At 62.1% G+C, this 15,881-nt stretch carries 14 protein-coding genes, 1 pseudogene and 1 riboswitch; of the genes and pseudogenes, 6 read left to right on the forward strand and 9 right to left on the reverse strand.

The genetic code is table 11. From position 1 onward, the window contains the following. The first annotated feature begins 260 nt into the window (after window positions 1-260). The 3 genes from ACMDCM_RS01125 to ACMDCM_RS01135 all read left to right on the forward strand — a co-directional run bounded on the left by ACMDCM_RS01125 (window position 261) and on the right by ACMDCM_RS01135 (window position 3,376). On the forward strand, window positions 261-611 hold the full coding sequence (locus ACMDCM_RS01125) for a hypothetical protein (protein WP_412771842.1): 351 nt from the start codon (window positions 261-263) through the stop codon (window positions 609-611). 166 nt (window positions 612-777) lie between these two features. Further along, complete coding sequence (locus tag ACMDCM_RS01130) at window positions 778-1,371, forward strand: GNAT family N-acetyltransferase (RefSeq protein WP_412771843.1); 594 nt, start codon at window positions 778-780, stop codon at window positions 1,369-1,371. A 310-nt stretch (window positions 1,372-1,681) separates the two neighbouring features. Continuing rightward, a complete protein-coding gene (locus tag ACMDCM_RS01135; RefSeq protein WP_412771844.1) occupies window positions 1,682-3,376 on the forward strand; it encodes an ArnT family glycosyltransferase in 1,695 nt (564 codons plus the stop codon). Window positions 3,377-3,394: 18 nt separating this feature from the next. On the opposite strand, the gene ACMDCM_RS01140 is transcribed toward ACMDCM_RS01135, so the two are convergent. Further along, window positions 3,395-3,640, reverse strand: coding sequence for a GlsB/YeaQ/YmgE family stress response membrane protein (locus tag ACMDCM_RS01140; RefSeq protein WP_412771845.1), 246 nt, complete (start codon window positions 3,638-3,640; stop codon window positions 3,395-3,397). Window positions 3,641-4,048: 408 nt separating this feature from the next. Between ACMDCM_RS01140 and ACMDCM_RS01145 the strand changes: the two genes are divergently transcribed. After that, window positions 4,049-4,462 carry a rhodanese-like domain-containing protein gene (locus ACMDCM_RS01145; RefSeq protein WP_412771846.1) on the forward strand — a complete coding sequence of 138 codons (414 nt, stop codon included), beginning with the start codon at window positions 4,049-4,051 and terminating at the stop codon, window positions 4,460-4,462. A 149-nt stretch (window positions 4,463-4,611) separates the two neighbouring features. Beyond that, window positions 4,612-5,469 (forward strand): 3-mercaptopyruvate sulfurtransferase, encoded by an 858-nt coding sequence (gene sseA, locus ACMDCM_RS01150; RefSeq protein WP_412771847.1) that lies wholly within the window; start codon window positions 4,612-4,614, stop codon window positions 5,467-5,469. Window positions 5,470-5,475: 6 nt separating this feature from the next. Here sseA and ACMDCM_RS01155 read toward each other — a convergent pair whose 3' ends face one another. Further along, a complete protein-coding gene (locus ACMDCM_RS01155; RefSeq protein ID WP_412771848.1) occupies window positions 5,476-6,279 on the reverse strand; it encodes a hypothetical protein in 804 nt (267 codons plus the stop codon). A gap of 340 nt (window positions 6,280-6,619) precedes the next feature. On the opposite strand from ACMDCM_RS01155, the gene ACMDCM_RS01160 reads away from it, so the two are divergent. After that, window positions 6,620-7,780 (forward strand): L,D-transpeptidase, encoded by a 1,161-nt coding sequence (locus ACMDCM_RS01160; RefSeq protein WP_412771849.1) that lies wholly within the window; start codon window positions 6,620-6,622, stop codon window positions 7,778-7,780. Between the two features lie 223 nt (window positions 7,781-8,003). Here ACMDCM_RS01160 and ACMDCM_RS01165 read toward each other — a convergent pair whose 3' ends face one another. From ACMDCM_RS01165 to ACMDCM_RS01195, 7 genes and pseudogenes are all read right to left on the reverse strand, one after another. Beyond that, window positions 8,004-9,560: a MutS-related protein gene (locus ACMDCM_RS01165; protein WP_412771850.1), complete on the reverse strand. Its 1,557-nt coding sequence runs from the start codon at window positions 9,558-9,560 to the stop codon at window positions 8,004-8,006. Next, the gene (locus tag ACMDCM_RS01170) at window positions 9,557-11,260 is read right to left on the reverse strand and encodes a MutS-related protein (RefSeq protein WP_412771851.1); all 1,704 of its coding nucleotides are present in this window, start codon (window positions 11,258-11,260) and stop codon (window positions 9,557-9,559) included. Before ACMDCM_RS01170 ends, ACMDCM_RS01165 begins: the two co-directional genes overlap by 4 nt. Window positions 11,261-11,434: 174 nt before the next feature. Continuing rightward, complete coding sequence (locus ACMDCM_RS01175) at window positions 11,435-12,697, reverse strand: class I SAM-dependent methyltransferase (RefSeq protein WP_412771852.1); 1,263 nt, start codon at window positions 12,695-12,697, stop codon at window positions 11,435-11,437. Window positions 12,698-12,765: 68 nt separating this feature from the next. Next, a riboswitch (Fluoride riboswitch) is annotated at window positions 12,766-12,831 on the reverse strand. Window positions 12,832-12,944: 113 nt separating this feature from the next. Further along, window positions 12,945-13,592, reverse strand: a complete 648-nt coding sequence (locus tag ACMDCM_RS01180; protein WP_412774626.1) for a universal stress protein — start codon at window positions 13,590-13,592, stop codon at window positions 12,945-12,947. 240 nt (window positions 13,593-13,832) lie between these two features. Then, window positions 13,833-15,083, reverse strand: a pseudogene (eno, locus tag ACMDCM_RS01185) (phosphopyruvate hydratase); the annotation flags it as partial. 48 nt (window positions 15,084-15,131) lie between these two features. Next, complete coding sequence (locus ACMDCM_RS01190) at window positions 15,132-15,464, reverse strand: DUF190 domain-containing protein (protein ID WP_412771853.1); 333 nt, start codon at window positions 15,462-15,464, stop codon at window positions 15,132-15,134. 10 nt (window positions 15,465-15,474) lie between these two features. Beyond that, complete coding sequence (locus ACMDCM_RS01195; RefSeq protein ID WP_412771854.1) at window positions 15,475-15,849, reverse strand: fluoride efflux transporter FluC; 375 nt, start codon at window positions 15,847-15,849, stop codon at window positions 15,475-15,477. Window positions 15,850-15,881 lie beyond the last annotated feature (32 nt).

Genomic DNA, 15,881 nt, shown 5'->3' on the forward strand with positions numbered 1-15,881 from the left:
TGCAGATCTCCGGTTGCTTTTGTGAAACGCTTGCGGGTCCAACAGGTGAGCTTCGGTTGCGTTCCAACGAAATTGCGGTTTCATGTCGCGGATCCATGCGATCGACATGAGGCAAGCGATGCGTCATTCGCGACAGCGCGTTCGAAGGATCGGGTTGCGTCGCTCGCCGCAATTATGGCGTCCGTGTGACAGGTCCTCGCGCCGCGCGTTACATTCTGCAATGCTGTCGATCGGGAATCATTGTCGAGACGGGGATATCGATGAGCGGCCGGAACCTTCCATGGATACTGATGATCGCGACTACCTGCGTGTTGCGCTCTGGCGCGGCCCTGGCCCAGGACGTTCCCGGCATCGAAGTCTGCACCGCCGAAAAGAAGATGGAGCGGCGAACGAGCTGCCTGCAGAGCAACGTCAACTTCCTGCAAGCGAGCCTCAGCAGACTTGTCACCGATAGCGGACAGAAGATCGACGCCGCCGGCCGGCGGATCGCAGCGCTGGAGAGCACGGTCGCGGAACTGCAGAAGGCGGTTGCCGAACTCCGGGCGGCGCGGAAGAAACCGCCACAGTCGATGGAGAAGACAAAAGACGGCGTGAAGGAGAACGCGAAGTAGCTCGGGCAGTTTTGAAGTGATGGATTCAAGACCGGTTGTTAAGGTTCCACCGTCATAGTCCGGCTTTTCGACCGTCTGCGTATTCTTGCCGCCGGCCCGTCGCGACGCGGAGCCGGGTTCTCGCCCCTCGCAAATGACGGTACAAGTGTATGTAATGGAGTACACCATGGCCTGGCTGCAGCCCGTCACCCTCGAAGGGCGTCACGCGCGGCTCGAGCCGCTGTCCTACGATCACCGAGACGCGCTCGTCGAAGCGGTGAGAGACGGCGAACTCTGGAAGATCTGGTACACTTTTGTTCCCGCGCCGGAAAAAATGGGCCCCGAGATCGAGCGGCGGCTGTCCTTGCAAGCCGCCGGCACCATGCTGCCTTTCACGGTGCGGGACGCCGAGGGCAGGATCGCGGGCATGACCACCTACATGAACGTCGATGCCGCGAGCCGCCGTGTCGAGATCGGCTCGACCTGGTATGCGAGGCGGGTTCAGCGCACCGCCGTCAACACCCAGTGCAAGCTGCTGTTGCTCGCTCATGCTTTTGAAAAGCTGAACTGCATCGCGGTGGAATTCCGCACGCACGTTTTCAATCACGTCAGCCGCCGCGGCATCGAGCGGCTTGGCGCCAGGCAGGACGGCATCCTGCGCAACCATCAGATGTCGCCGAACGGGACGCTGCGGGACACCGTCGTCTACAGCATCCTTCCCGCCGAGTGGCCGACGGTGAAGGCGCATCTCGCCTACGAGCTAGATGAAAAGCCCCGATAGCCCGCCGCCAGCGGGCCCCGGGCGCCGCGCGCGGCAGAACGCGACAAGGCCAGGGGTCTTTTCGCTTCGGATGGAATCCGAGGCGACTCTAAGATTTTGAATTGACGCGTTTTCTCACGCGGACCGGCTCCATCCTCAGGGCAAGCCCGAGGACATGCTTCGCTCGAAAACGCTCGCAAGATGCGGTTCTTCCCCTCCCGTGCCGCTTGCCAAAATTGCGTGACCCGGGCAAAAGGCGACCGGTGTGCCCGTCCGGAGGCATTGCCGGAATGCCGGTGGCCGCACGGCACGGTTCAGGATGCCTTTCGTCATGACTGAAGTGGCTCGCGATCTGGCTGGGACTATCGAACAGCCGCTCGCGCCGCTCAGCGTTCGATCGAGAGCATTGCGCGGGTTGCGCATGATTGCCGGGCGGGATCTGTACGATCTCGGTTCGATCGTGCTGCTCGGCATCCTGGTGATCCTCGTCCTGACTACCTTCCGCAGCTATGCGATTACCAACGACGAATGGATTCAACATCGCTATGGCGAGCTGATCGTCGCCTACTACCGGAGTGGCTTCGCCGACCGTTCGCTTTTCCATCTGTACAATCTCTATCTCTACGGGGGGCTGTTCGATTCCGTCGCGGTCCTGCTCGACCGGGTCGTCCCCCTCGATGTCTTCGATCTGCGACACTTAATGAGCGCCCTTATCGGCGTCGGCGGACTCGGCGCGGCGCTGGCCACCGCGCGGCTGATCGCAGGTCCCCGCGCCGGATTTCTGGCGGGCGTGGCGCTGGCGGTGTGCGGATCGTGGTACGGCACCATGTTCCATCACACCAAGGATATTCCGCTCGCCGCGGCGATGGCCGGCGCGATCTACTTCCTGGCGCGGGCGGGGCGCGACCTGCCGCGTCCGCGGCTTCGACATGTGGTCGGCTTCGGCGCGCTGACCGGCGCGGCGCTCGGCATCAAGGTGCTGGCGCTCCTGCTCGTGTGTTACGTTCCCGTCGCGATCGCGCTCAATTCGCCAGCGCACTGCGCCCGCGCGCCTCGCGACGCGATATCATTCATGGCCGCATCGCTGCTGCGATTTGTGCCGGCCCTCCTGATTGCCTACGCGATCATGATCGTCGCCTGGCCGTGGTCGGCGCTGGCGCCGCTCAATCCGATCCGCGGGCTGATCAGCTTCGGCGATTTCTGCTACGACATCCGCACGGTGCTGGACGGGCATGTCTATCGCATGGCCACGGTGCCGCGCTGGTACGTGCCGGCCTATCTTCTCATCAAGGTACCCCTGCTGATGCTGGCAGGAACGGCGCTGGCGCTGATGTTCGCGGCCGTTCCCGTTTTTGTGCAGGAAGCAGCCTCGGATCGCCGCCGCCGCGACGTCGCGCTGATCGCATTCGCGGCCTTCTTCCCGCTGCTTTGCGAGGCGATCGCGCATGGCCCCGCATTCTGCGGTCTGCGTCACTTCCTGTTCGTGCTGCCGCCGCTGGCTGTTTTGACCGGGGTCGGGCTGGACACGGCGGTCGCGCGGGCCGCGGCCTGGCACCGACCGGTCGCGGCGGCGCTGCTGGCGGTGATCGCCGCCGGGTTTTCCTGGAATGCGCTCACGCTCTACCGGCTGCATCCCTATGAATACGTCGTTTATAACCCGCTCGTGGGCGGGCTCGCGGGCGCGTCGCGGCTCTATGCGACGGATTACTGGGCGACGATCATGCCCGAAGCGGTCGACGGACTGGAAGCCTATCTCGCCAAGACCGAGCCGGTCGCGAGCCGCGACGCGCATCATGTCTACACCGTGGCGTTCTGCGGCGAGCGCGCGGCGTTCCTGAAGAAGGCCAAGCCTCATCTGCATTGGGCGATGGTTTGGGAAACCGCTGATTTCTTCATCGCGCCGACACACATGAACTGCGATCTGAACAGCAAGGGCAGGGTGGTCGCCACCGTCCAGCGTCTCGGCGTGCCTCTGGGCTATGTGAAGGATCAGCGGGCGATGATCGCGCTGCGGCACAGGGGCTGAGCGTCGCGCTATTGTTTCTCAGGCGCGTTTGATGAGCGACACGACCAGGAGAACGATGATGGCGCCGATGGCCGCATTGATGATCTGAGCAAAAAAGCCGCCGCCGATCAGGATCCCGAACACCGGCAAAAGCCACCCGGCGACGATTGCGCCGATGATGCCGATGACGATGTTTCCGATCAGCCCGAAGCCTCCGCCTTTGACGATCACGCCGGCAAGCCAACCCGCGATCGCGCCGACAATCAACCATACGATAACGCCCATAAACCGCTCCTCCTAAAGCGTTTTCAAGCGAAGCATGTCCTCGGGCCTGACCCGAGGATGGATACCGGTTCGCGTAAAGAAAACGCGTCAAAACAAAAAGCTGGAGCCCGGTTTTGATTCCATCAAAGCCGGGATAGCTCTAAAATGCCGCTCTCGCCGGCATTTCCTCGATTATCGCTGCTCTTATATCGCGTTTGGCAACAGGAACGAGCAGGCTGCAGGCAATTCTAGAGAAAAAAAGCCGGACAGGTCCAGCAATTCGCTTATTGCGGTTACTTTACTTCCCAAGAGCGAGCATTGCGTTAAGCATGATGCCCTTCATACCGATCGTGCGAAGATGCTTCGCATCGTTCGTCCAATCCGAGCTTTTCCCCGTAACAATGGGAAAAGCAGTGGCCGGAGGTAAAAATGACCCAGACGATCACACGCGGCATCAAATCGTTGCTCGAGGAGGCGAACAAGGACATCGAGACCATGAGCGTGGCGGAGGTCAAGGCGGCGGTTGAACGCGGCGAAGCGATCCTCGTCGATATCCGCGATCCGCGCGAGCTCGAGCGCGAAGGGAGGATTCCCGGCTCGTTCTCCTGCCCCCGCGGCATGCTCGAATTCTGGATCGATCCTGAGAGCCCGTATGCCAAACCGATCTTCCAGGAGGACAAGACGTTCATCTTCCACTGCGCTTCGGGTTGGCGGTCGGCGCTGGCGGCGAAGACTGCGCAGGACATGGGCCTGAAGCCCGTCGCGCATCTCGGCGGCGGCTTCAAAGCCTGGCGCGATTCGGGGGAGGCGGTCGAGGATGTCGGGCCGAAGGCGAAGTCATAACATTATCCGTCATGCCCGGCACAAGGCCGGGCATGACGGCGGTTACACTGATAGTTTCGGCGCACGCTGGCTTGACCCGCGTGTCCATCCTTCGTGAAGATGGATTGCCGGATCAATCCGGCAATGACATGCAAGCGGAATACCTGACCATGATCTCCGCAGACGATCCCCTCGTATCCACCGAGTGGCTGGCCGCGCATCTCGGCGATGCCGGCGTCAAGGTCGTCGACGCCTCGTTCAAGATGCCGGGCGTGCGGCCGTTGCCGGTCGATGATTTTCTCGCCGCGCACATTCCCGGCGCGGTGTTCTTCGACGTCGATGCCGTGGCTGATCGTGCGTCGCCGTTGCCGCATACGTATCCGGATGCCGCGCAGTTCGCGCGCGATGTCGGCGCGCTCGGGATTTCCTCCGGCGATGCGGTCGTGGTGTATGACTCCGGCGGCTGGGTCGCAGCGCCACGGGCATGGTGGATGTTCCTGTCGTTCGGCCACGGCGATGTCCGGGTGCTCGACGGCGGTTTGAAGAAATGGCGCGCGGAGGGCCGCCCGGTCGCGTCCGGCAGGGCAACGCCGAAACCGGGCAAGTTCACCGCTGCGTTCGATCCGGCCTATGTGCGCAGCAAGGCGCAGCTCGTGAGCAACCTGTCGTCGCACCGCGAGCAGCTTGTCGATGCGCGCGCTGCCGGTCGTTTCGAGGGCAGTGTCGCGGAGCCGAGGCCGGGCTTGCGTTCGGGTCATATCCCCGGCAGCCGCAACTTGCCTTACAACGAGCTGTTCGATGCCGCGACCGGCATCATGAAATCGCTTGATGAATTGCGCGCCGCTTTTGCCGGCGCCGGTCTCGACCTGGCGAAGCCTGTCGTCACCACCTGCGGCTCCGGCGTGTCCGCCGCAGTGTTGACGCTTGCGCTTTACCGGCTTGGTGTGCGTGGCTCCGCGCTTTACGACGGGTCGTGGTCGGAATGGGGATTGCAGGACGGTCCCCCGGTCGCCACCGGATCTGCCTGAACAGGCTCAGTCCAAGGCGAATGGCGACGTTGAAGGCGGTGCCGGGTTCGGGGCAGCCGGTCGCGCGCGAACGGATCGGTGGACCTTGCGGTGACGATGGCGCTTGATGGTGCGTGGAGGCTTCGCCGACGACCGTCGGGCGGCCGGCGGCGTCGGAGCGGCGGTCCGTGCCGTCTGCGTGGGGCGGTTGCTCGGCAAGGGTGGCCTGAAGTGTTCCCCGAGCGGCGATGTCATCGTTTCGGAAACGTCGGATGCTCCGGTATCCGGTTTGGGAGCGTCGGATTTGGCGGCATCGGTTTTCGGGACTTGCAGTTTGGCCGCGTCACCTGTCCCGACGGATGTTTCAACCTCCGGCGGTGGTTCAGATGATTTTGCGCCGGCTGCATCGTTGGCGGGCATCGTGTCCGCCGCCGGCTTTGGCATGGAGTCGGACGGCGCCGGGGACGACGCGGGCGCAGCGCTGTCGGTCGCGGCGGAAAGTGCATCCGCGGCGGGTGGCGTGTCCGCCGCCGCAGGAGGCGCGGCGGTAGCGGGTTCCGGCTGTGCGTCCGGCGCCGCTGTCACGGGACGTTGTGCTTCGGCCTGGTCCGGCGCCGGCTCGCTGGCCGGTGTATCGACCTGCAACACCGCCAACGTGGGCTGTTCAACCGCCTCTCGCGACCCGAACATCACTTCAGGCATCTGCTTGAGAGGCAGGCTTGCGAACTCCTCGTGCGTTGCCCGTAGCAGAGCGGCTGCGCCGAGACCGAAAATCAGCATCGAGACGGCCAGGACGATCGCAACGGACAGGAAACGGAAGCCGGGCAGCATGGATATTGGGTTCCGTCTTTGCCGCGGCTTGAGACGGTGGTCGAGCCGGACGCGGTTGACGCACGCCTGATCGATGGATGCGCAAGCCCCGTCCTCCAGCGAATCAGGCATTGTGAGAATACCGCAACGGACCCGGCCGCGCGCCCCAAAAATCGCCGCGCAACGGCTGGCTTCGCCCCGGTGCGCCGGAACAGGTGCGGCATAGAGGTCACGCTTCGCCGCGATTTCGGAATTATGACTGGATATGGGGCGTTTTCGCCGGAATTGTCTTGAATGCGCCGCTATCCTGCGCGATGTGGCCATTAACGATCCGGTGTGTTGTTGGGCCTATACAAGGACGATGATGATCAAACGCATTCTGACGGTTTTTGCCGCGATCGTCGCCGGAGCGGCAGGAACCTCGCTCGCCTCGGCGCAGGGGTATCCGCCCGCACCGGGCACGATCTATTCGGCGCCCTCCGCATATCCGAATGAAGCATATCCGAGTGGAGATGAGCGTCCAGCCGCGATCGATAGGATTCCCGATTTCGATGCTGCCGACGACGACCAATCGCCGCGGCGGCAGAATTCCGCGGCGCTGCCCGCGCCGGGACCGATCATGTCGCCGGACGATCCGCGTTACGGTCGCCCCGATCCCGCGCTGGTCTATTCGGATCGCGGGATGGCGCAGCAGGGTCCGGTGATGTCGCCGGACGATCCCCGTTACGGTCAGCCTGGCCCCGCGCAATATCCGACACGCGGGTCGGAAACGGTTGCTTCGACGGGCGGGTCTGCCGCAGGTTTCGCGCCGCCGGCTCCTGTGGGGGCGGACGGCAGGCCGACCCCGCTGTCGGCCCTGCCACCGGACGAGCAGCCGGAGGTCGATCAGGGTGGCGAAAACCAGTTGGCGCCGAGACTGCGCCGGCAGGAAGTCAATTTCGTCACCAAGGAGCCCGCCGGCACTATCGTTGTCGATACCGCGAACACGTATCTGTATTATATTCTCGGCAACAATCGCGCGATCCGCTACGGCGTGCGCGTTGGCCGCGACGGTTTCACCTGGGCCGGCGTGCAGAAGATCAGCCGCAAGGCCGAGTGGCCGGACTGGCATCCGCCGCCGGAAATGATCGAGCGCCAGCCTTACCTGCCGCGTTTTATGGCCGGCGGCCCGGGCAACCCGCTCGGCGCGCGCGCGATGTACCTCGGCTCGACCGTCTATCGCATCCACGGCACCAACCAGCCGTCCACGATCGGGCACTTCGTTTCGTCGGGCTGCATCGGCATGCTCAACGAGGATGTGACGGATTTGTTCGATCGCGTGAAGGTCGGCACCCGCGTTGTGGTGCTGCCGGGCGGTCCGCCCCACACCGACACGACGGCTTCCACTCAACCGGCGTCGTCCGCTGAGCCGGCCCCGGGATCGAATGCAGCGCCGGCTCTGCTGCCGCCGCAGACGGCGAGCCTGCCCGAGACCCAGCCGACCGCCGTGGCGCCATTGCCGGCGCCGGTTACCATCCGCTAGAGCCTTTCCGTTTCTGATGAAATCAGAAGCGGGGCTCTATGTTTTTGATTTGGCGCGTTTTCTTTATGCGAACCGGTAGCTATCCTCGGGTCAAGCCCGAGGACATGCTTCGCTTGAAAACGCTCCAAGAACCGTTGATGCGGATCGCTTCGACTTGAGCGGACTCATTACGCGGCCATCACATATACTCTGAGGGCATCGCTAGCCGAAGTCGGGCATCGGCTCACCGCGTCTTTGCGCGCTCAACACCCGCACGATCAAGTCGGCGGCTTCGACGCGTGGCTTCTCCGGATACGTTCCCAAAAATGCGTTCGTAGAGATCGGCGCCGAAGCTCTGGGGGAGGGGCTTCGCGGTGATGAGACGGAAGGTTCTCACGCCGTCTTCCCCGCGGTCGGCGCGCAGGAACAAAGCTCGTTCATCGTCAAGAAACGAGCGCGCGAACTCGTACATATGCGAGACGAAAAAGATCGTGACGTTGTTCTCCAGAAGAGCCGTAACGATCTGGCGCGCGATCTCCGAGCCCTCGCGCTCGTGGGTGGCGGCGAAGGACTCGTTGAACAGCACCATCGCAGACCGGTGAATATCATCCGCAATTGCGTTCGTGCGCACGAGTTCCTCGTCGAACTTGCCGCTTCGCATGTCGCGATCTTCCTCCCGCTTGTAGTGCGTGAACAGGCCGGAATGAAGAGAGATTGCAAGCGCGTCCGCGGTGACGAACGACCCGCATTGCATCATCAGTTGCGCGAGACCGACACTGCGCAGGAATGTCGACTTGCCGCCGCGATTGGCGCCGGTAATGATGATGAGCTGCTTGCCTTCGGCATCGACATCGTTGCCGACCACCGGTCGTCCCATCGTCAGTGCCAGACAGGCGTCACGCAGATTCTTGCAGCGAAAGTGGCCCTGACTCTCCCGGGGCTCGGGAAATGCAACCGCTTCACCGATCTGCTCGAAGCGCTCTCCGAGGTTGAGGCAGCCGAGATAGAACGCGAGTTCGGCGCGCAGAGCCTTGATGAAATCGAGGACGTGCTCGGCCGACTGGTAGATCGCGTCCGAGATCAGACTGAGGCCGCGGTCTTGCAGTTCGCCGAAGGCCCGGGCTCCCGCGTCGTCGCGGGGATGAAGCTGGTACGTGAAACTCGGCTCTCCAGGTGTAAGGATGCGGCGCATCCAGCTCAGATCGCGTGGCTGCGGTTTTCGCAGCATCGTGCCGATCGCTTTGCCGCCGTCGCCGACCCGGGCGCTCAGCAACAGCCCGTTGTGGAATGTCAGGTTGTCGAGGTCGATACGCGCTGCTGCGAGGTAGGCGTCGTCAAGGTTCTGTTCGAGCGTCGCGAAGAACCGCCTGAAACCGGAAGATGTGAAGCGGTTGGCATGATGGATGCAGGTATCTCGCAGGCGGCCCAGGACATCGAGACTGCTTTGCAGGGTGTGCACGCCGCTACTCACCCTCGAGGCGGCATCCCTGCCGTAAAGGCTGAAGCTCCAACTATGATCCCGGCTGAACGGCTCGGTCGCGATCGCATAGAATTGCCGCACAACGGCCGGATTGGCGAGGCAGTCCTGCAGCACTGCTTGTCGATACAGCACGGTCGCAATGTCGTTTCCCCACGCATGGGCGCAGGCCTCGGCCATGATGTCGTGGAGATAGTGATCCCCTGCCGCTGCGGCGTTGAGCAGCACGTCGAGTCCGAGATCCTGTGCGCACGGGATCGGAGTCTTGGAGGAGGGCGGCTTAGCATCGAAGTCGCGGTCGGGGTGCATCAGGTGGACCTTCATGGACGCACCCTCTTGCGGAGCTGTTCGTAGGTTACCCCGTGCTTTTGCGCGAGCGAGAGCGCGTAAGCGAGGCCATCCGCCGGCTTGCGGACGATCTCGAAGGTGCGACGTGCGGAATCCTCGGGGTCGACCGTGCTTACCATGCTGACGGTCTTGTCGCTCAGCGTCGAGAGCGCGTCGATGAATGTCACGCACACGCCTATCGCGTCGGTCGCCAGGATCCGCTCGAGAACCCGGGTGCTGAGGAAGACCTGGTCATCCAGGCTTGTTGAATTGAAGATTTCATTGAGGACGATCACGCTGTCCGATGTCATGGTTTCGCAGCTTACGTGCAATCGAACGAGTTCATCCTCCAGTTTGCCTCGCAGATTGGTGATGTCTTCCTCTCGATCGAAATGCGTGAAGACGCGGTCGGGAAGAAACAAGCGTGCGGCCTTGCCGGGGACGGGGCAGCCGAGGCCCGCCAGGAAGTGCAACTGCCCGAACATCCGGGCAAAGGTTGTCTTGCCGCCCTGGTTCGGGCCCGAGACGACCAGCAACCGCTCGTGCCCGGAGAGGTGGAAGTCGTTGCGGACGACGGCGCCTTTTTCCTGGACGAGCTTTGCGGCGAGCGCCAGGTCGAAGCTGTCCTCCACCAACGTCTCCTTCGATGAAACGGATACTTCGGGGTGACAGAAGGGCAATCCGGTGCGTTTGAGAGGGTCGATAAAGTCGAGATACGCGACGTAAAACCCGATCTCGCGATCGAAGCGCGCGATCGTCTCGTCGATGAACTCGCTATGGCCGTCCACAAATTCGTCAAGGCGGCGAAACTCCACCGGAAAGAGACGGCTGACGAATTCGAGGATTGCCTGCTCGATGTGGTTCAACGAGAAACCGTCCGTGTTTTTGCGAGGCGCGGGCGGCTCCGCCTCTGTCTCTCTGAACTTCGCAAAGCGCTCGAGAACGGCGACGGTATAGTCGGGCTCGGAAGCGTATCTGCGCACGGTGACCTGATCGCCACGGAACAGCATGCCGTAGCTCAGATTTGACAGAAGCTCGTGGAGTGCGGCGGTCTCGCTGGCAAGTTGCCGGAACGAGGCTGACTCGGAATAGGCAGTGAGATAACTGAGAAAATCTCCCAATCCCGGCGACTGCGGAACGACGGATCGAAGATCGCGAAGCAGCGTTGTCACGCCCCGACAATAAAGGCCGACCGCACGCAGAAAAACCGTGTGCTTATGGCTGCGATAAGAGATTTGTTCTGCATAGCCAAGGTCCGCCCGGATGGATCGCATGGCCTCGCGGAAGACCGGAAACAGGGCGAACACATCGGGTCGCTCCAGATCAGCAAACACGGCTTGACGGTAGCGGACGATTTCTTCATTTCGATAACAAGAGTAAAAGATCGGTCGCAGGACCTCTTCGTCGCGCTTGGCCACCACCGCAGCGATCACCTGATCCAAGTTCAGGTCAATGAAGCAATCAGGCTCGTCGGCGCGATCGGGCCGCCGCTCCTCGAATCCGGGCGGGAACAGGATGCTGCCAAACGCAGCCACGGGAGCGGAGGCCGCCAGCGCAGCGTGCGTTGCGACTTTTTGGGAAGACCCGGATGCCTCGTATCCGCGAAGGTCCATGGCTGAATCCTTCATGTCAGCGACTGCCGCCGCCGCCCGAAAGGGGCCAGCGGGACCTCCGATGCAACCGGAGGCGGCCTGCAAAATCCTCGCTCGACAAGAGCGCGATATCGGGGATCGGGACGCTTGGCCCTCATGGCGGTCCTGCCTCGGCGCCTCGGTCTGGCGCATGATTCAATTGGCAGGAGTCATCAGCGATCAGGGCGTAAGAGGGGGACTCCATCCCTCTTCTGCATCTAGGTGGCCTCCTATAAAGCGTCAACCACCGAAACCTGCCACGACGCCGACGGCTGCGCTGGCGTCAATCGTCGGGAAGCCAAAGAAGGGCGTGACGTCGCGCTCGGTTTCGAACAGGTAATCTCGGGTGAGCGGGACGGCGCCGACGGCTTTGGCCAACTGGATCTGGAAGACCATGAAGCCGGCATAGCGGAAGCTCATTTCACTGGCGACGAGGTAATATTCCCACATGCGGCAGAACCGCTTGTCGTACAGTTTTTCGACGGCTTCGCGACTTTGCTGGATTCGCTCGCGCCAGAGCCGCAGGGTCTTGGCATAATGAAGCCGAAGGATTTCCAGATCCGTGAGCCAAAGCCCACACCGTTCGACGTGGGGAATAACCTGCGAGAGGGCGGGGATATATCCACCGGGAAAAATATACTTCTGCATCCAGCGACTGGTTATCGACGGTCCGTGCATGCGGCCGATCGCGTGCAAGACGGCGATCCCCGAGGGAGAAAGCAGCTTGCGGATCTGCTCGAAGAACGCTGCATAGTTGGGAGCGCCGACATGTTCGAACATCCCGACGGAAACGATCCGATCGAACGCATCTTTTTTAACGTCGCGGAAATCCATGAGCTTGAATTTGACCCGCCCGGACAAGCCAGCTTCACTGGCGCGTTGCCGCGCCACCTCAAGCTGCTCTCGGGAGAGGGTAATGCCGAGAACCTCCACATTCGCGGCTTCGGCGACCGACAACGCGAGGCCTCCCCACCCGCAGCCGATGTCGAGAACGCGCTGACCGGCTTGCAGTTGAAGCTTCGCGATCAAATGGCGTTTCTTCGCCGCTTGCGCGGCATCCAGCGTCAGATCGGGGCGCTTAAAGTATGCACACGAATACTGCAGGTCCTTGTCGAGGAAAAGCCGATATAGTTTATTGGAGAGGTCATAGTGGTGCGCGACATGTCGCCGGGCAAGTCGACGCGAATTGTGCTGGGTCAGGCTGCTAATCATTGGCCGCGCGAGCCGAAGCAGCCAACCATCGCGCTGCCCCGCAAGGTTTTTGCAGAGAAGGTCCATGAGATCCCACAACGTGCCGCGCTCAAGACGCAACGAGCCGTCCATGTAGGCTTCGCCAAGATAAAGGTAAGGATGAAGGGCAAGCTTCAGCGGCGTGAGCGGACCGTTCAGCCGTACCACCACCTGCGGGCGGTGCTCTTCGCCATAGCGAGCCTGACGACCATTCGGCCAGATAATACCGAGTGATCCGTTCCGAACGGACTGCCGAAGATATGCATCCAGCACGCGCCCTGCCTCCCGAACTGCGGTCGCAGGCGTCGTGCATACGCGCAAGCGACCTCCCACCGCACGATGTTGCGGCAGGAGTCATCAGCCCCGAGGCGGTTTGATTAAAGGGAGACTCCATTCCCCTTCTCATGCTCGTCTGCCGCCGGCGCGGCGTCAAGAGGCTTGGAGGTCAAGCCGGCCAATTCAAGCGCAGGAACAACACCCCCCTGAACGGATCCGTGAGGCGCGGCATTCGCCTGCCGGTTCAATGCATCATGAAAACCGGCAAGCGGGTGTGCCTGAGAACTTCGTGCGTCACGCCGCCGAATACCCACTCGAAAATCTGGCCGAAACGAAAGGCGCCCATGACGATGGCATCGGCCGCGACCGCTTCGGCCTCCGACAGTAGCCGCGCACCGATGTGCTGGCCCGGCTGGGTATGCACATGCCGGACCTCGGCCGAAATACCTTGTTCCTTCAGAAGCCCCACCGCTTCAGCGCAGCCCTGGCCGGTTCCGGATTCATCGACGGTGACGATCGTGAGTCGCTTGGCCGCTCGCAGCCAGGGCATCGTGCGCGTGATCGCCTTGCGCGCCTGGGTTCGCGGTTTCCACGCAATCACGATGTGCTCGCCCAATGTCGGCGGCAGGGCGCCCTCGGTGGGCACGAACAGGACCGGGCGGCCGGTATTAAAGATCGCTGCGTGCAGCGCATCGGTGGCGTCGAGATTATGCGGCTTTGCCACCGCGATGAGCCCGGCTCCCTTCACCTCGGCAACCAGGGAAGACGTGATATCACCGACGTGTTCGAGCCATTTGACGCGAGCACCGGAAAACGCCAGCCAGCCTTCGAATACATATCGGGCCTGACGCAACCGTTCCTGCGCAGTACCTTCGCGCAGCTTACGCATCATTTGAAGGTCGATCTCCTCGGCGGCTGCGATGAGCCTGGCCGGATCGACACAGATATGAAGGGCTATTAACGGAACATTCCCCGCGAGTTGCGCCGCGCGTTGTGCCACGGTCAGACACCGTTGGGCTGAAGAGGCCTCCTCGATCACTGCCACGACGTCGTGCCCCGAGGAAATCCCGGCAGTGTGGACATTATCGTTAGAGTGAACAGAGTGAACGTGATTTGCGGCAAAGGGAGACAGGTAGAAGCTTTGGCCGGCGACCTCGCGTTCGATTTCGAGCAGGCGATTGTACTTCGCCAGACGCTCGCCGCGGCAGGGTGCGCCGGCCTTGATCTGCCCGCCATTCATCGCGACGGCAAAATCCGCGATGAACGGATCGTCGGTTTCTCCGGAACGATGGGAGATGATGTAATTCCATCCCGCTGCCCGACACGCCGAAATGGCTGCGATCGTTTCGGTGACGGTTCCGATCTGATTGAGCTTGATCAGAGCGGCGTTCGTTGTTTTCTCGGCAGCTCCGCGCTCGATCAGCCTGGGATTTGTCACATACAGATCGTCACCGACGATCTGGATGGATTGTCCGAGTTCGGCCGTCTGGGCTTGGAACGCGGGCCAATCGTGCTCGTCGAACCCGTCTTCGATCGAGACAATCGGAAACCGCTTGATCCAGTCCCTGTAGAGCGCTTCGAGAGCGACGCTATCCATCGTTCCGGCACCGGACTTTTTCAGATCGTACGAGCCGTCGCGCCAGAACGACGACGCGGCCGGATCGAGTGCAAGGGCGATCTGCTCGCCGGGAATGAAACCGGCACGCTGGATGGCCTCAACGATCAGCGAACAGGCCGCATCGTTGTCCTCCAGGTTCGGCGCAAACCCGCCCTCGTCGCCGACGCCGGTGGTGAGACCTTTCTCGATGAGCAGGGCGCGAAGCGCGTGATAGGTCTCCGAACCCCAACGTATGGCCTCGCGGAACGATGGCGCGCCGTGCGGAACGATCATGAACTCCTGAAAGTCGAGAGAGTTCGCGGCATGAACTCCTCCATTGATGACGTTCATCATTGGAACCGGAATGCGATAGCCCGCTGCGTTCGCGAGGTAGGCGTATAGCGGCTTTTGGGAGACCTGCGCGCCGGCGCGAGCAACCGCCATCGACGCACCCACAATGGCGTTGGCCCCGAGCCGGGATTTCGTCTCGGTCCCATCCGTCTCGATGAGCAGACGATCGAGGTCAGCCTGTTTGGTCGGATCGCGGCCACGGATCACACGGCCGATTTCCTCCAGGTTGGCGATCGCCTTGAGGACTCCCCGCCCTCCATAGCGCTTGGAATGGCCATCGCGGAGTTCGTGGGCCTCGCCTTCACCCGTGGATGCCCCGGAAGGCACCGATGCGAAGGCGCTGATGCCGCTTTGCAGGCGAACCTCGACGCGCAGTGTCGGATAGCCGCGCGAGTCGAGTATTTCGTCCCCGAGTATCGCAGTAATTCTGTCCATGACGTCCTCCATCCCCTCGTTCGACCTCAAGGGCGCAAAATGAGGACCTCACGCAGGGGTCGCTGCGCCATAACGCTTGGCCGGCCAGGAAACGATGTGGCCTCCCGGAACCAGGTCGCCAAGGATCCCGATTGCGGCTTCGGCGACCTTCGGCACGTCGAAGAACTGGATCATGAGCGGCAGATCGACATTGAGACGCAGAATATCATCAGCGCGGACCTCGCCGCCGGCGCCGAAGCCGGCGATTCCGCGGAATACGGTGACGCCTTCGACGCCGTGCTGATCCTGAAGCAGCGTCAAGATCTCCTGCATCAAGGTTTTTCGACGTCCGTGATCGGCCTCGTGCAGGTAAACACGGACCATCAACACTTCCTCCGTCATGTCTCTCTCCTTACAGGTTGCGCGCGATGTAGGCTCCTCCAAATGCGGCCACGAAACCGAGGCCGACTGAAAGCAGGACATACAACCCGGCCTTCAGCGCCTCGCCGCCTTCGGCAAGCAGAAGCGTCTCCATTTCGAAGGTCGAAAATGTCGTATAACCGCCGATGAACCCTGTCAGGATTCCCGTACGCAGCGCCGGACCGAGCGTCAGGCGCTCCAGGGTTTCGACGAACAGAAATCCCATGAGGAAGCTTCCCATGATGTTGATGCTCATGGTGGCAAAGGGAAAGTCGCGGCCATAAACGGCTTGCACGAGATTGGTCTGCGCAAATCGCGCCCAGCAGCCAAGCACCCCGAAAACCGCAATCGCTCCGTAAGTCCACATCGTATCGTTAGCCTCTGCAAAGCCAGAGCGTT

The sequence above is a fragment of the Nitrobacter sp. genome (assembly GCF_047149785.1).
Classification (GTDB): Bacteria; Pseudomonadota; Alphaproteobacteria; order Rhizobiales; family Xanthobacteraceae; genus Nitrobacter.

Bases quoted from the DNA above. Each gene is read 5' to 3' on its own strand.
- ACMDCM_RS01125 (WP_412771842.1), top strand. From the start codon at position 261: ATGAGCGGCCGGAACCTTCCATGGATACTGATGATCGCGACTACCTGC.
- ACMDCM_RS01130 (WP_412771843.1), top strand. From the start codon at position 778: ATGGCCTGGCTGCAGCCCGTCACCCTCGAAGGGCGTCACGCGCGGCTC.
- ACMDCM_RS01135 (WP_412771844.1), top strand. From the start codon at position 1,682: ATGACTGAAGTGGCTCGCGATCTGGCTGGGACTATCGAACAGCCGCTC.
- ACMDCM_RS01140 (WP_412771845.1), bottom strand. From the start codon at position 3,640: ATGGGCGTTATCGTATGGTTGATTGTCGGCGCGATCGCGGGTTGGCTT.
- ACMDCM_RS01145 (WP_412771846.1), top strand. From the start codon at position 4,049: ATGACCCAGACGATCACACGCGGCATCAAATCGTTGCTCGAGGAGGCG.
- sseA (WP_412771847.1), top strand. From the start codon at position 4,612: ATGATCTCCGCAGACGATCCCCTCGTATCCACCGAGTGGCTGGCCGCG.
- ACMDCM_RS01155 (WP_412771848.1), bottom strand. From the start codon at position 6,279: ATGCTGCCCGGCTTCCGTTTCCTGTCCGTTGCGATCGTCCTGGCCGTC.
- ACMDCM_RS01160 (WP_412771849.1), top strand. From the start codon at position 6,620: ATGATGATCAAACGCATTCTGACGGTTTTTGCCGCGATCGTCGCCGGA.
- ACMDCM_RS01165 (WP_412771850.1), bottom strand. From the start codon at position 9,560: ATGAAGGTCCACCTGATGCACCCCGACCGCGACTTCGATGCTAAGCCG.
- ACMDCM_RS01180 (WP_412774626.1), bottom strand. From the start codon at position 13,592: ATGATGCGTAAGCTGCGCGAAGGTACTGCGCAGGAACGGTTGCGTCAG.
- ACMDCM_RS01190 (WP_412771853.1), bottom strand. From the start codon at position 15,464: ATGACGGAGGAAGTGTTGATGGTCCGTGTTTACCTGCACGAGGCCGAT.
- ACMDCM_RS01195 (WP_412771854.1), bottom strand. From the start codon at position 15,849: ATGTGGACTTACGGAGCGATTGCGGTTTTCGGGGTGCTTGGCTGCTGG.